General features: G+C 60.7%; 13 protein-coding genes. 10 read left to right on the forward strand and 3 right to left on the reverse strand.

Annotated features, from left to right (window positions below; genetic code table 11):
• Positions 1 to 22 precede the first annotated feature (22 nt).
• A complete protein-coding gene (lepA, locus tag MOD31_RS17030; RefSeq protein WP_187697191.1) occupies positions 23 to 1,876 on the forward strand; it encodes a translation elongation factor 4 in 1,854 nt (617 codons plus the stop codon).
• Positions 1,877 to 3,106, forward strand: a complete 1,230-nt coding sequence (gene hemW / locus MOD31_RS17035; protein WP_142939104.1) for a radical SAM family heme chaperone HemW — start codon at positions 1,877 to 1,879, stop codon at positions 3,104 to 3,106.
• Between the two features lie 52 nt (positions 3,107 to 3,158).
• On the opposite strand, the gene MOD31_RS17040 is transcribed toward hemW, so the two are convergent.
• Together MOD31_RS17040 and MOD31_RS17045 are read right to left on the reverse strand one after the other, a co-directional pair.
• Positions 3,159 to 3,572 (reverse strand): DUF4870 domain-containing protein, encoded by a 414-nt coding sequence (locus MOD31_RS17040; RefSeq protein WP_026005318.1) that lies wholly within the window; start codon positions 3,570 to 3,572, stop codon positions 3,159 to 3,161.
• A gap of 122 nt (positions 3,573 to 3,694) precedes the next feature.
• Positions 3,695 to 4,546 carry a DUF3097 domain-containing protein gene (locus tag MOD31_RS17045; protein ID WP_250821187.1) on the reverse strand — a complete coding sequence of 284 codons (852 nt, stop codon included), beginning with the start codon at positions 4,544 to 4,546 and terminating at the stop codon, positions 3,695 to 3,697.
• Between the two features lie 191 nt (positions 4,547 to 4,737).
• On the opposite strand from MOD31_RS17045, the gene hrcA reads away from it, so the two are divergent.
• From hrcA to MOD31_RS17060, 3 genes are read left to right on the forward strand one after another with little or no spacing between them, the layout of a single operon-like run.
• Positions 4,738 to 5,745, forward strand: a complete 1,008-nt coding sequence (gene hrcA / locus MOD31_RS17050; protein ID WP_062069563.1) for a heat-inducible transcriptional repressor HrcA — start codon at positions 4,738 to 4,740, stop codon at positions 5,743 to 5,745.
• Between the two features lie 50 nt (positions 5,746 to 5,795).
• A complete protein-coding gene (dnaJ, locus tag MOD31_RS17055; RefSeq protein WP_142939107.1) occupies positions 5,796 to 6,920 on the forward strand; it encodes a molecular chaperone DnaJ in 1,125 nt (374 codons plus the stop codon).
• A gap of 2 nt (positions 6,921 to 6,922) precedes the next feature.
• Positions 6,923 to 7,696, forward strand: a complete 774-nt coding sequence (locus MOD31_RS17060; protein ID WP_223940371.1) for a 16S rRNA (uracil(1498)-N(3))-methyltransferase — start codon at positions 6,923 to 6,925, stop codon at positions 7,694 to 7,696.
• Between the two features lie 27 nt (positions 7,697 to 7,723).
• On the opposite strand, the gene MOD31_RS17065 is transcribed toward MOD31_RS17060, so the two are convergent.
• Positions 7,724 to 8,596 (reverse strand): GerMN domain-containing protein, encoded by an 873-nt coding sequence (locus MOD31_RS17065; protein ID WP_142939142.1) that lies wholly within the window; start codon positions 8,594 to 8,596, stop codon positions 7,724 to 7,726.
• 443 nt (positions 8,597 to 9,039) lie between these two features.
• Between MOD31_RS17065 and MOD31_RS17070 the strand changes: the two genes are divergently transcribed.
• The 5 genes from MOD31_RS17070 to MOD31_RS17090 all read left to right on the forward strand — a co-directional run bounded on the left by MOD31_RS17070 (position 9,040) and on the right by MOD31_RS17090 (position 14,553).
• Entirely contained in the window at positions 9,040 to 10,140 is a 1,101-nt protein-coding gene (locus tag MOD31_RS17070; protein ID WP_250821188.1) for a PhoH family protein, read from the forward strand.
• Entirely contained in the window at positions 10,137 to 10,610 is a 474-nt protein-coding gene (gene ybeY / locus MOD31_RS17075; protein ID WP_142939110.1) for an rRNA maturation RNase YbeY, read from the forward strand. Before MOD31_RS17070 ends, ybeY begins: the two co-directional genes overlap by 4 nt.
• On the forward strand, positions 10,607 to 11,938 hold the full coding sequence (locus MOD31_RS17080) for a hemolysin family protein (RefSeq protein WP_142939111.1): 1,332 nt from the start codon (positions 10,607 to 10,609) through the stop codon (positions 11,936 to 11,938). The genes ybeY and MOD31_RS17080 overlap by 4 nt, the downstream gene beginning before the upstream one ends.
• Positions 11,922 to 12,884 carry a GTPase Era gene (era, locus tag MOD31_RS17085; RefSeq protein ID WP_374206996.1) on the forward strand — a complete coding sequence of 321 codons (963 nt, stop codon included), beginning with the start codon at positions 11,922 to 11,924 and terminating at the stop codon, positions 12,882 to 12,884. The genes MOD31_RS17080 and era overlap by 17 nt, the downstream gene beginning before the upstream one ends.
• A gap of 106 nt (positions 12,885 to 12,990) precedes the next feature.
• On the forward strand, positions 12,991 to 14,553 hold the full coding sequence (locus MOD31_RS17090; RefSeq protein ID WP_223940370.1) for an LCP family protein: 1,563 nt from the start codon (positions 12,991 to 12,993) through the stop codon (positions 14,551 to 14,553).
• Positions 14,554 to 14,662: the final 109 nt, after the last annotated feature.

Raw genomic sequence — 14,662 nt, forward strand, 5'->3', positions numbered from 1 at the left:
GTGTCGACAGTAAGGATCCTGCGTGTCTCCCATGGCCCGCACCGCACCGGTGCCCGCCGCAACAGATCCGGCCATCATCCGGAACTTCTGCATTATTGCCCACATCGACCACGGTAAGTCCACCCTGGCCGACCGCATGCTGCAGTACACCGGCGTCGTTCAGCAACGCGACATGAAGGCCCAGTATCTGGACCGTATGGATATCGAACGTGAGCGCGGCATCACCATCAAGTCCCAGGCTGTCCGCATGCCGTGGGAACTCGATGGCCAGAGCTATGCGCTCAACATGATCGATACACCCGGCCACGTTGACTTCACCTACGAGGTCTCCCGCTCCTTGGCGGCCTGTGAAGGTGCAGTGCTGCTGGTGGATGCTGCCCAAGGTATCGAGGCTCAGACTCTTGCCAACCTTTACTTGGCGATGGAAAACAACCTCACCATCATTCCCGTGCTGAACAAGATCGACCTCCCGGCCGCCCAGCCTGAGAAGTACGCGGCGGAGCTTGCCAACCTCATCGGTGGTGACCCTGAGGACGTCCTCAAGGTTTCCGGCAAAACCGGCGTAGGCGTAGAGGCGCTGCTGGATAAAATCGTCCGCGACCTCCCCGGCCCCGTGGGCGATCCCAATGCTCCGGCCCGTGCCATGATCTTCGATTCTGTGTATGACACTTACCGCGGCGTCATTACCTACGTCCGAGTGGTGGACGGCATGCTGCATCCCCGCGAACGCATCCAGATGATGTCCACCCGGGCTACTCACGAACTCCTGGAAATTGGTGTCAGCTCCCCGGAGCCCACACCTTCCAAAGGCCTGGGTGTGGGGGAAGTGGGATACCTGATTACCGGTGTAAAGGACGTCCGTCAGTCCAAGGTGGGCGATACTGTCACCAACCTCGCCAAGCCCGCGTCGGAGTCGCTGAGCGGTTACGCTGACGCCAAGCCGATGGTCTTCTCCGGTCTTTACCCCTTGGACGGTACGGACTACCCGGTCCTGCGTGACGCTCTTGAAAAGCTGATGCTTAACGACGCTGCGCTTGTCTATGAGCCTGAGACGTCCGCTGCACTGGGCTTCGGCTTCCGCGTTGGATTCCTGGGCCTTCTGCACCTCGAAATCACGCGTGATCGACTCGAACGCGAGTACAACCTGGACCTTATCTCCACTGCACCCAACGTGGAGTATGAGGTAACGCTTGAGGACAAGAAGGTCATCCATGTCACCAACCCGAGCGAATACCCCACCGGTAAGATCTCCGAGGTCCGGGAGCCCATGGTGTCCGCCACCATCCTCGCTCCTAACGAGTTTGTCGGTTCCATCATGGAACTGTGCCAAAGCCGCCGTGGCCAGATGCGAGGCATGGACTATTTGTCCGAGGACCGCGTTGAACTCCGCTACTGGATCCCGCTGGCGGAGATCGTTTTCGACTTCTTCGACCTCCTGAAGTCCAAGACGCGCGGTTACGCCTCACTGGACTGGAAGGCTGACGGCGAGCAGGTGGCGGATCTGGTCAAGGTCGACATCCTGCTGCAGGGTGAACAAGTTGATGCCTTCAGCGCCATCACCCACCGCGATAAGGCCTACGCCTACGGCGTGATGATGACCGGCAAGCTCCGTGAGCTGATTCCCAGGCAGCAATTCGAAGTGCCCATCCAGGCCGCCATCGGATCCCGCATCATTGCCCGCGAGAGCATCCGAGCGATCCGTAAGGATGTTCTTGCCAAGTGCTACGGCGGTGACATCACCCGTAAGCGCAAGCTGCTCGAGAAGCAGAAAGAGGGCAAGAAGCGCATGAAGATGGTCGGTCGCGTGGAGGTGCCCCAGGAGGCATTCATCGCAGCCCTGACCACCGATGAGTCCAAGGACAAGGCCAAGAAGTAAATGCCCAGCGTCCTCCCTTTGGGCGACCCGGCACCTGCGGATGGCATCTTGCCTCCGCAGGTGTTGGCCGGCGTCGAGCACCGCAAGTTCGGGCTCTATGTCCACATACCGTTCTGCGCCGTGCGCTGTGGCTACTGTGATTTCAACACTTACACTGCCACCGAACTCGGTGGCGGCGCCTCCCAGGACGCGTACGCCGCTACGGCGGTCTCTGAACTGGACTTCGCCTCTCTGGCACTGGACGCCTCGGGGTTACCCCGTCGTCCCCTCAGTACTGTTTTCTTTGGGGGTGGCACGCCTACCCTTCTCCCGGCAGAGGACCTGGCCCGGATCCTTAGGGCCGCCATCGGCCATTGGGGGCTGGAACCCGGCGCCGAGGTAACTACCGAAGCCAACCCGGATTCAGTAACTCCTGAATCCCTGAAGCTTCTGGCCGACGCAGGTTTCACCAGGGTCTCCTTCGGCATGCAGTCAGCCGTACCCCACGTGCTCAAGGTCCTGGACCGCACCCACACACCGAGCCGGGTGCCTCTTGTTGTGCAGTGGGCGCGGGAAGCCGGCCTCTCCGTGAGCCTGGACCTTATCTACGGCACCCCTGGAGAGTCCATGGGTGACTGGCAGCTGTCACTCGAAACCGCTTTGTCGTACCAGCCGGACCACATCAGTGCCTACGCTCTGATCGTTGAGGATGGCACTAAGCTGGCCGCCCAGATACGCCGGGGCGAGGTGCCTGGGATTGATGACGACGACCACGCCTCCAAATACGAGCTTGCCGACAAAATGATCTCCGAAGCGGGCTTGCACTGGTACGAGGTCAGCAACTGGTCGCGGACGCCGGACCAGGCTTGCCGGCACAATCTTGCCTACTGGCGGGGAGATGACTGGTGGGGTATCGGTCCAGGCGCCCACTCCCACGTGGGGGGTGTCCGGTGGTGGAACGTCAAGCACCCCACGGCGTACGCCTCGAGGCTCGGGAGCGCTAGCTCTCCGGCTGCCGGGCGGGAAACCCTCGATGCCGATACCCGGGAAGTCGAACGCATTATGCTGGAGGCACGGCTCGGCACAGGGTTGTCCGTAGATGCCTTGGACGCGATCGGACGGCACGCGATGGCCGGGCTTATTGCCGACGAATTGGTGGACCCTGTTCAGGCGTTCAAGGGCCGTTTGGTCCTTACGCTGAAGGGTCGTCTCCTGGCTGACGCCGTAGTTCGAAGGATCCTGCCCGACTGACCCGCGGGCTCATGCCCGTCGGAGCAAGCAGTCCTGGACGAGCGGAGGTGAGCTACTTAATCCAGCGCAGGTTGACCTTGTAACGGTGAGGCTGCCCGTGGTTTACCCTGATGCCCGCCGAGACGGAGAAACACGTCAGGGCAACCCAGATCGCGGTGGCGATGACGGCGAAGATGTTGCCGACCACAGGAAGAAGGACCAAAATGTTGGCCAGAACTGCTGCGATGGTGGGAGGCAGCGTGAAGTTCAGCGCTTCTTTGGATTCCTGTGCGGTGAACGGTCCACGATCCCGGAAAATCAGGTAAATCAGAAGGGACGGCAGGCATCCCAGGATGCCGCCAAAGTGGGCCAGAGTAGCCCATTGCCTGTCCTCGCTGGCTGTCAACGGGAGTGCGTTGGCAGGCGCGCCATGGTACTGGGGCCGGCCTGCGGCGCTGCCCGGTTCTTCAGGAGCGTTATCTGCCACGTTGTCTTCCCTTTGCTTTAAAGATGCTGCGGTGTTGCTGTCCCAGAATACCGGCACCGACGCACTTGCCGGGACCAACGCCCCGTTGACACGGTAGTTGCTGATACCTGAAGGACTCCACCTCAAGGAACCGTCAAAAAATCGATGACTTCTTCCACCCGTCCCAAGAGCGATGGCTCAAGGTCGGCATAGGTGCGGACTGCGCCCAGAAGGCGTTGCCAGCCCAAGCCTATGTCCTCAGGGGTCTCATGGGGCCAGCCGAACGCGCTGAGGATTCCGGTCTTCCAATCGATCCCGCGGGGTACGGCGGGCCAGGCCTCAATGCCCAGGACCTTGGGCCTGATCGCCTGCCAGACATCCACGTAGGGGTGTCCAACAATGAGGACGTTTCCCGCAGCCCCCGGCACTGTCATGGCGTCGGCAGCGATGCGGGACTCTTTGGACCCGGGGACTAGATGATCTACGAGGATGCCAAGCCTGCGCCCTGAGCCGGGATTGAAATCGGCGATGGCGGACTTCAGATCATCAACGCCATGCAGTGGCTCCACCACGATGCCCTCCACCCGGAGGTCGTCTCCCCAAACTTTCTCGACGAGCTCGGCGTCGTGCTTTCCTTCCACCCAAATGCGGCTGGCCTTGGCTACCTGTGCCCGTTGCCCCTGCACCCTCACGGATCCTGAAGCCGTCCGGCCGGACGGAACGGCGGATGCAGCGGTGCGGGGGGCGGGAGGCATCAAGCGGATAGCCTGACCTTCAAGCAGGAAGCCAAAGCCCAGCTGGAACGATTTGGTCTTTCCACGCCGGTCTTCCAAGGAGACCACGTGCATTCCGCCCGACTTCTCAACGCGGGTTACTTCACCCACCCAGCCCGACTGCACGTCCTCGAGGACCATTCCCCGCTGCACGGCTACTTCCGGCAGCTTCTGTTTGGCCGGAGCGGACAGATCCTGCGGGCCCCAATTGTTCAAAGCCAAGGGATTCCTACCTTTGTGCTGGTTTACGGTGCGGGCCGAAGCCGCCCGCGGCAGGTTTCAATGCTAACAACGGGGTGGCTCATACTAGACTTGTTAGCACTTGGGCATGTTGAGTGCTAAGTGTGGAGGTCTGAGCGGGATCCCGCGTTGACCGGTCGGAAGAACCATGGCAGTCGTCAGGAGGTGGAGCATTGAGTGAGCCGCGCAAGCTCGAAGTGCTGCGTGCCATCGTTGAGGATTACGTGCATTCCAGGGAACCTGTCGGGTCCAAGGCCCTCGTGGAGCGGCATCATCTTGGCGTTTCCAGCGCTACCATCAGGAATGACATGGCGGTTTTGGAAGAGGAAGGCCTGATTGCGGCGCCTCACACCAGTGCCGGTCGAATCCCCACTGACAAGGGCTATCGCCTTTTCGTTGACCGCATTTCGCAGGTCAAACCGCTCTCAGCGGCCGAGCGCAGGGCCATCCATTCTTTGCTCGAGGGCCCCGATGATGTCGACGACATCTTGGAGCGCACCGTAAGGCTTCTGTCACAGCTGACCAACCAGGTGGCCGTTGTGCAGTACCCGCATTCGAACCGCGCGCTTGTTCGCCACGTGGAATTCGTCCTCTTGGCCCCTCAACAGGTCCTCGTGGTCCTAATTGCGGACACCGGCAGCGTGGGGCAGAAGGTCATCGACGCTGGGTCCGATGTGAGCAATGAGGCCCTGATGCTCCTGAGGTCCCGGTTCCTGGGCAACATTGCCGGCACACAGCTGGCGCTTTTGCCTCAAGTGCTTCCTTCTGTCGTTGCGCTGTGTCCGCCGGAACTGCGCAGTCTGGCGCAGACGTTGGCCCAGGGGCTTCAATCGTTGAGCGACACCAGCCGCGAAGAGCGCATCCTGATGGCTGGAACGGCAAACCTGGCCCGCTCCAACGTTGACTTCCCCCTGAGCATAGGCCCTGTGCTGGAGGCACTCGAGGAACAAGTTGTCATGCTCCGGTTGTTATCTGACATGGGGGATGATCCCCGCGGCGTTACCGTGAGCATTGGACGCGAGAATCCCTACGATGGCTTGGCGGAGGCCTCCGTCGTAGCTACGGGCTATGGCTCCGGTGCCAAGGTGGGGATTCTTGGTCCCACACGCATGGACTATCCCACCACCATGGCAGCAGTACGAGCCGTGGCCCGTTACCTTTCCCGCATTCTCGGCGGCTAAACACCGGTCCGAGGAAACATCCGTAGTACAACAAGGAAGAGATACCGACTTTGAGCAGCCACTATGACGTTTTGGGAGTCTCGCCGGAAGCCACCGGGGAAGAGATCAAAAAGGCGTACCGCAAGTTGGCGCGGAAACTGCACCCCGACGTAAACCCCGGTGAAGATGTCGCGGAACAGTTCAAGGCCGTGACCCACGCCTACGAGGTGTTGTCCGATCCCCAAAAGCGCCGGGTCTATGATGCCACGGGCAATGAAAACGGCACTGACAACGGTTTCGGTGGCGGCTACGCCGGCCAGGGTTTTGCCTTCCAGGACATCTTCGACACCTTCTTTGGTGGCGGCGGTCAGGGCGGACCGGCCTCCCGGGTCCGGCGGGGCCAGGACGCGCTCATCAGCGTCCGCATCGATTTGAAGGACGCCGTCTTCGGCGTCAACAAGAAGCTTGAAGTGGATACCGCCGTGATCTGCCCCACGTGCGATGGCAGTTGCTGCCGCCCGGGCACCCACCCGGAACGCTGCGACATCTGCGGTGGCAGCGGCCAGGTCCAACGGGCAGTCCGTTCCATCCTGGGCCAGGTCATGACTGCCGCCCCTTGCGGTTCGTGTGAAGGCTTCGGCACAGTCATTAAGGACCCCTGCAACGAGTGCAATGGACAGGGCCGCATCCGCAGTCGTCGTTCCCTCACCATCAAGGTTCCGGCCGGTGTCGCCACTGGTACACGCATCCAGCTGTCCGGGCAGGGTGAAGCGGGCCCCGCTGGAGGCCCCGCCGGCGATCTCTATGTGGAGATCCGGGTCAACAACGACTCCATGTTCATGCGTGAAGGCGACGACCTCCACGCAACACTAAGTGTGCCCATGACCGCTGCGGCACTTGGCACCGAACTGCAGCTGGACACCTTCGACGGCGCGCAGGACATCGACGTCAAGGCCGGTACCCAATCCGGCGAAGTCATTACCCTGCGCGGCTTGGGTGTTACGCACCTCCGGGGTTACGGACGCGGCGACCTCAAGGTGCACTTGCACGTGGAGACCCCGACCAAGCTCGACCCCGCCCAGGAGGAACTCCTGCAGCAGCTCGCCAAGCTGCGCGGCGAGCAGTTTACCGAGGGAAAGCTGGTGGCAAGCGGCGGAATGTTCGCGAAGCTTCGGGACAAGCTCGGTAACCTGTAGCGGTGAGCAATCCGGTTTTCTTTACACCGGCGGGAAGCCTTAACCAGCTGATCCCCGGGTCCACATTTGTGTTGGAAGGTGCTGAGGCGCGCCATGCCGTCACCGTCAAGCGACTGGCCGTGGGTGAGCCCGTGGACATAGCCGACGGTTCGGGCATGCGGTTGACTGGCGCCGTGGTTGACGCCGGTTCCAGCACCCTCACAGTGAAGGCATCCGAGGTAGTCCTCGAGGACCAGCCGGCGGTCCGGCTGGTGCTGGTTCAGGCACTTGCCAAGGGCGATCGGGACGAACTCGCCATCGAGACTGCCACGGAACTCGGAATAGACGCCGTCATTCCGTGGCAGTCCGAGCGGGCGATCGTGCGTTGGAAAGGCGAACGGGCCGCCAAGGCGCACGCGAAGTGGCAGTCCGTGGTCACGGCGGCAGCCAAGCAGGCGCGGCGTGCTTGGATTCCTGAGGTACGGTCCATGATGGACACTGCCGCTTTGGCGAAGGCCGTCGCGGCCGCTGATGTGGCCATCATCCTGCATGAAGACGCCAAGAACCCCCTGCGGACCGTCCTTGAAGAGTCGGTTGCGGTCCGGACTGGAGATGATGGGATCCCTCGCGAGGTCCTCTTGATTGTCGGACCGGAGGGTGGCATCTCACCAAGAGAGGTAACGCGGCTCAGTGACGCCGGTGCCGTCACGGCACTTCTGGGTCACCACGTGTTGAGGTCCTCGACGGCGGGACCCGCCGCCGTCGTTCTTGCAAGTGACGTCCTGGGCCGCTGGTAGCCGCCCCGCAGCTCGTCGAACCCGCAGCTAACCGACGTTGAACAGGCGGGTGTCGGTGCTCGTTTCGATGGTTGCGCCGGCCTCATCCACTTGTGAAACCCGCAGCTCATATTTGCCGGCCTTCAGTGTGGCACTGAAGGTGAAGGCTCCGTATTGACCAGGCGCACCGGTTGCTTGCGTTCTCCCGGTGAGCAGGCTGCTCTTTTCGCCCTTGCCATTCTCCTGCAGAATCTGCCAGCTGACCGGCTTTGAACTGTCGGTGCTGCGGCCATTGAACTTGACTACACCGGCAGGCAGAGTTGTTTCCTCTTGCGGATCGATGATCCACAGAGGTGCCACCAAGGATGCGTTCCGTTCCATGGGTTGGCCGAGCTTTACCTGCCCAAACGCCATGTAGTCCGTGTGTCCGTCAACCAGGATGACAACCTGGATCTGCTGGCCGGAGTTGATGAGCCCCGAGGACGAGGCTGCCGCCGTCGCCGTGTAGACCAATTGCTGGACAGCGCGCTGCGCCATTCCGGCGTCGAGGTTTGAGTTGAAGGCATCCCGCGAAATATCAACGGTGATGACGTTCTTGCCGGAGATGGAGGTGGCCAGGCTTTCGGGGGCCTGCCAGGGGGTGAAGAAGTCGTGGTCCAGGGGTTTTTCGGACATCATGATCCGGAGTGCGGTGGTCACGGGGTTTCCGTCGCTGGAGATATCCCTGAACTCACGGTAGAGATAAACCTGTTCCTTGCTGCGTCCAATCCAGTAAACCGGGATCTTCGTGGAAGCCTGCGTAGTTTCCAGCGGTGCCTGGCTGGCTGGCGCGTCGTTAACGCTGACGGATGGCGAACTCGTGCCGGTTTGGGAATCGCCGCCGTTGGCTATGCAACCAGTGAGCAACAGGACAGCAAGCATCGCCGGCACAGCGATAACGGATCTTGTCCGTCTGCGCGCGCCATCTCCAATGCTTCCTGGCTCCGAAATGGGTGTCCTGCCTAACCTTGTGTCTCATGGCGGCCCCAGCCGCCGATTCCCAGCCAACGGAGCCGGGCCGCAGGATGCTTGGATGCCACCCGCTATGCCAGCTTGGCACATCGTCGACGGCGGTCGGCCGGGATTGCGCGGATCAGCGCCAACTGAAACATGATTGATACCCGCTTGATGCCGAGTTGAGACAAAATGTACGCCATGACGGCAGGCGCCGGATGATGCCGGTGGTTTCGGTTCATCGCAGGCCGGGCTGGCGTAGGATTGAAGACATTCCGGCATCCGGACGTGCCCCATACAGCGGCCACGAATGCCGAATCGATGGCAGGTAACACGACCAACCGGAGGAGAAAAGGCCTAAGGCCAACACTATGAGTGAATCTTTGAACGGGCGCCTTAGGACCGGAAACGGCAACCAGCCGCCCACCGAGTTCCCGCACACACTACCGGGTACGCGCACGGAAGTTGTCACGTTCGACAACTCCGACCAGATGGTTCACTCGTTGGGCAGCCACGACGAAGCCTTGCGGTACATCGAGGAACAGTTCCAGGACGTCAATTTCCATGTCCGTGGCAACGAGCTCTCCATGACAGGCCCTTCCACCGTCATTCCACGCGTTATGCGTCTGTTGGAGGAAGTCCGTGGGCTCGTGGCGAAGGGGACCGTGGTGACTCCGGACATCCTTCAGCAGCTCGTGTCCCTTCTGAGGGCCCAGTCCGTGCAGAATCCTGCCGATGTGCTGACCCACAACATCCTCTCAAGCCGCGGTAAGACTATCCGGCCCAAGACGCTGAATCAGAAGAATTACGTTGACGCCATTGATGAGAACACCGTCATCTTTGGAATCGGCCCGGCAGGTACCGGCAAGACCTATCTTGCAATGGCCAAAGCGGTGCAAGCCTTGCAAACGAAGGAAGTCAGCCGGATCATCCTGACCCGGCCAGCCGTGGAAGCGGGGGAGCGGCTGGGCTTCCTCCCCGGCACGCTGAGCGACAAGATCGACCCCTATCTTCGCCCACTATATGACGCCTTGCACGACATGATGGATCCCGAGTCCATTCCCCGCCTGATGGCTGCAGGAACCATCGAGGTAGCCCCGTTGGCCTATATGCGCGGACGCACGCTGAACGACGCCTTCATCATCCTGGACGAAGCCCAAAACACCACACCGGAGCAGATGAAGATGTTCCTTACACGTCTGGGTTTCGGTTCAAAAATGGTGGTTACCGGTGATGTCACGCAGATCGACCTGCCGTCCGGATCGACGTCCGGCCTGCGAATCGTCAGGGAAATCCTGAAGGGAATCGACGACGTCAATTTCTCGATCCTGGAAGCGCCTGACGTCGTGCGGCACCGTTTGGTTGCCGACATCGTTTCCGCCTACAGCGCATGGGATGACGCACATGGCAGCGACGTCGCGAGCACACAATATAAACCCGGAGCGCACTACAAACGTGGAGAACGTCAATGAGCATTGAAGTAAACAACGAGTCCGGTGTAGCGGTGGACGAGGCCCAACTGGTGACGTTGTCCCGCTTCATCTTCGAGCGTTTGTACATCCATCCCCAGGCAGAACTGTCCATCCTCCTTGTCGATGAACCTGCCATGGAGAAACTGCACATCGAACTGATGGACGAGCCCGGGGCTACGGACGTTTTGTCCGTACCCATGGACGAATTGACGCCGGGCACCCCGGACAAGCCCACGCCACAAGGCATGCTGGGTGACATCGCCATCTGCCCGCAGGTGGCAGAGGTGCAGGCAGCAAACGCAGGCCACGCGACGCAGGATGAGATGCTGCTCCTGACCACCCACGGAATTCTGCATCTGCTTGGCTTTGACCACGCAGAGCCGGAGGAAAAAGAAGAGATGTTCGGTTTGCAGCGGGAACTGCTGTCTGAATTCCTGGGCAAGGATGCCCCCATGGAGACCATGCAGTGACCTCGATCATCCTGGTCGGCATGGCGCTGGTGTTCCTCAGCTTCGTTGCACTGCTGACTGCAGCCGAGGCTGCATTGAACTTCCTGCCCCGGCATGAGGCCGAACAATCCATAGTGCGGAGCAAGGGCAAGGCCCTGGGCGGTATCCTCAAGAACCCGATCGCACATATGCGCGCTCTGCGTTTTTGGCGGGTCTGGTTTGAAATGGCGGCAGCAGTCGCCGTCGCCGTGGTCCTCCACAGTTTGCTGGACAACGTCTGGCTCGCCGGACTTGCAGCTACGGGGATCATGGCGGTGATCGGGTTTGTACTGGTCGGCGTTTCGCCCCGGCAGTTGGGCCGGGCGCACTCCGGACCCGTCGTTCGTTTCACCGCCCCGCTCATCAGGTTCCTCTGCTGGATACTAGGGCCCATCCCCGGCTGGTTGGTGGCGCTGGGACAGGCAGTCGCCCCCGGCGCCCCAAGTGGCGACGACGCTTTCGTCAGCGAGGAAGAGTTTCGCGAATTCGTCGATCGTGCCGCCGAGTCGGACATGATCGAAGACAATGAGGCAGAACTCATTCATTCGGTCTTTGATTTTGGTGATACTTTGGTGCGTTCCGTCATGGTACCCCGCACCGATATTGTGAGCATCGGTACGGGCTCGAATCTCGAAACGGCAATGGGCCTTTTCCTGCGTTCCGGTTACTCAAGGATCCCCGTCATCGGGGAGAACACCGATCAGATCCGTGGGATTTTGTACCTCAAGGATGTGGCTGCGGCCATGCATCGGAGGGAACCAGGACTGCAAGTTCACGATGTTGATTCACTCGCCCGGGACGTGCGGTATGTCCCGGAATCGAAGCCCGTGAGCGACCTCCTCAGGGAACTCCAGAAAGAGTCCACACACGTAGCGATCGTCATCGACGAGTACGGCGGCACCGCCGGGTTGGTCACCCTCGAGGATCTTATCGAGGAAATTGTTGGCGAGATCGTGGATGAGTACGACGCCGCCGCCGAAGAGGCCGTTCACCTCGATGATGGTACATATCGAGTAAGCGCCCGCATGAGCATCGATGACTTGGGTGAACTTTTCGACATCGATCTGGACGACGACGAGGTGGATACAGTAGGCGGTCTGCTCGCAAAGGCCCTTGGGCAGGTTCCCATTGTGGGGAGCGCCGTTGAAGTGAACGGAATATCGCTCCGGGCAGATAGGCTGGAGGGTCGCCGAAACAGAGTCAGCCACATCATTGCGGCAGCCATGCCAAAGGAAGACACTGACTTTGAAGACCTACTCGATGACGCCGACTCAACGCAACAGGGAGTTCCACGTGAGCAAGCAAAATAACAAATTTGACGCCGATGCAGACTTCGGTGGCTTCCACGCTGGCTTCTCGGTGCTGGTGGGCCGGCCCAACGCGGGTAAGTCGACGCTGACCAACGCGTTGGTTGGCCAGAAAGTGGCCATCACCTCGGCCAAACCGCAAACTACACGGCACACCATTCGCGGTATCGTCCACCGCGATGATGCCCAATTGATCCTTGTGGACACTCCCGGCCTTCACCGCCCACGTACCCTGCTGGGGAAGCGGCTCAACGAACTTGTTGCAGACACCCTGGCGGAAGTCGATGCAATCGGTTTCTGTCTGCCGGCCAACGAAAAAATCGGCCCCGGCGACAAATACATCGCCGCTCAGCTGGCCGCCGTCGGACGCAAGCCCATCGTGGCACTGGTGACCAAAACCGACCTGGTGGATCGTCAGGCGTTGACGGAGCAATTGCTCGCCGTCGCCGCGTTGGGCCGCGAGGTTCTTGGCGAGCAGGGCTGGGCCGACATCGTCCCTGTCTCTGCCGCCGACGGTTTTCAGGTCTCCACTGTTGCAGACGTCCTGATCAGCCACATGCCGTCCTCACCTCCGCTGTATCCTGACGGCGAGCTGACTGACGAGCCTGAGGCCGTCATGATCGCAGAGCTGATTCGCGAAGCGGCCCTTGAGGGCGTCCGCGATGAACTTCCCCACTCGCTCGCTGTGGTGGTGGAGGAAATCGTTCCCCGCGAAGGCCGGACCGAGGACAACCCGCTGTTGGATGTTCGCGTGAACCTTTACGTTGAGCGGCCTTCCCAGAAGGCCATCATCATCGGCAAGGGCGGAAGCCGTTTGCGAGAGGTGGGAACCAACGCCCGAAAGGGTATTGAGACTCTGCTCGGCACCCGCATCTACCTCGATCTTCACGTCAAGGTGGCTAAGGATTGGCAGCGCGATCCCAAGCAATTGGTCAAACTCGGCTTCTGATTCGCGTCGCTGGATCCGGCGTGGCTTGAGGCCCGATAAGGAACTTCCCAGAAACGGCAACTATGATTGCGGGGATCCAGCTGTTTGATGAAAGGTAAACCGAATAGTGCGACGTCGTGACGCCCGCCCGCAGGGCACCGGCACCGCTGGCCCCGCGGGGGCACGCCATGGTGAGGATGCCGACGGCACCCCTCGCCATATGAGGGTGCCCAAGGGGCTGCCACTTTGGTTGAAGATTGTCACCGGCGTAGTCTCCGTTGCCCTGGTTGCCGGCGTTGCCTTTGCTGCTTTTTGGTTTATCCGGCTGCAGAACAACATCACCAAGGCGCCCTTGAGCGCCGGGGAAACCCGTAATGCCGGTGACCCGCTGGTGGATGACAAAACGGATCGACTGCAGATCCTGATCCTTGGCTCCGATACCCGTGACGGAAAGAATGCCGAATACGGTAGCACCGAGGACTCCACCGGCTATGGCCATTCCGATGTCATGATGCTGTTGGACATCTCCGCGGATAACAAACGCGTCAATGTGCTGAGTTTCCCGCGAGACCTGTTGGTGGATGTGCCGCAGTGCACCGACCGCACCAACAACCAGACATTCCCTGCCCGCAGCGGCGTGATGATCAACGAGGCCATGGCTGAAGCTGGAATCGGTTGCGCCGTGGATACGGTCAACAAGCTCACCGGTTTGGAAATCGACCACTTCATGATGGCCGATTTCAACGCAGTCAAGGAGCTTTCGCATGCTGTGGGTGGCGTGAACGTTTGCGTCAGTGATCCGGTCTTTGACCCGGATTCCCGGCTCCGCCTCGCCAAGGGGGATTCCTTGGTGGAAGGCGAACAGGCTTTGGCATTCCTCCGGACCAGGCATGCTTTCGGCGATGGAGGTGACCTTGGCCGCATCAAGGGTCAGCAAGCGTTCCTTTCATCCCTCACCCGGAAGCTTAAGGATGAGGGGACTCTGGGTAACCCGCAGAGGCTGCTGCAGATCGCAGATGTGGTCACGCAGAACCTGACCGTGGACGAGGGCCTGGCGTCAGTTCCTTCACTGTTGACCATTGGCGGGCGACTCAAGGACATTGATGTTTCCAAGGTGGCGTTCGTAGCGGTGCCCACGCAGCAGGCAGCGGTGGACCTTAACAGGTTGGAGCTCGTCGAGCCCCAAGCGTCACAGCTGTTCGCCGCGCTTCGTGCCGATCTTGACCTCACGACGCCTGGTGCGACGTCCACTCCTGTACCGAGCGAAAGCCCGGCCCCACAGCCCACGGCTACTACGCCTGCCGCACCTGCGTATGACAAAGCGATTCAGCCGGTGGCCGTCGCCAACGGCAGCGGCGTTCCAACCAGGGCGCAGGAGCTCATGACCGTGCTCACTGGCAACGGCTTCGCCCAGACGGTGTCCTACTTGGCTAATCCGGTGGATCAGACGGTGCTTTATTACGGACCGGGCTTTGCGGACGTTGCTGCTGACGTAGCTACACTTTTCGGCATCCCTGCCGCTCAGGTTCAGGAGTCCCCGGGTGTGGCGGGAGTGCAGCTTTACGTGGGTACTGACTTCGGCACGGGGACCGCTTACGGTGCGGCTTCGGTGCCGTCCGATGTAGTCAATCAAACAGCTAACGATGCCGTGTGCCAACAGGTGAATCCCCTGTACATCGATCAGCAATAGGTTCCATGCATTAGGAGCAAACAACAACGGCCGGCCAGTTTTTGACTAGCCGGCCGTTGTGTCATGCGGATACTACCAGATGCTGACGCGTTCCCCGGGTTCCATCCAC

It is taken from the genome of Paenarthrobacter sp. TYUT067 (assembly GCF_023656375.1).
GTDB lineage: Bacteria > Actinomycetota > Actinomycetes > Actinomycetales > Micrococcaceae > Arthrobacter.

Coding starts and splice junctions, on each gene's coding strand:
- ybeY (WP_142939110.1), top strand. CDS start 10,137: ATGAGCATTGAAGTAAACAACGAGTCCGGTGTAGCGGTGGACGAGGCC.
- hemW (WP_142939104.1), top strand. CDS start 1,877: ATGCCCAGCGTCCTCCCTTTGGGCGACCCGGCACCTGCGGATGGCATC.
- MOD31_RS17065 (WP_142939142.1), bottom strand. CDS start 8,596: ATGCTTGCTGTCCTGTTGCTCACTGGTTGCATAGCCAACGGCGGCGAT.
- MOD31_RS17070 (WP_250821188.1), top strand. CDS start 9,040: ATGAGTGAATCTTTGAACGGGCGCCTTAGGACCGGAAACGGCAACCAG.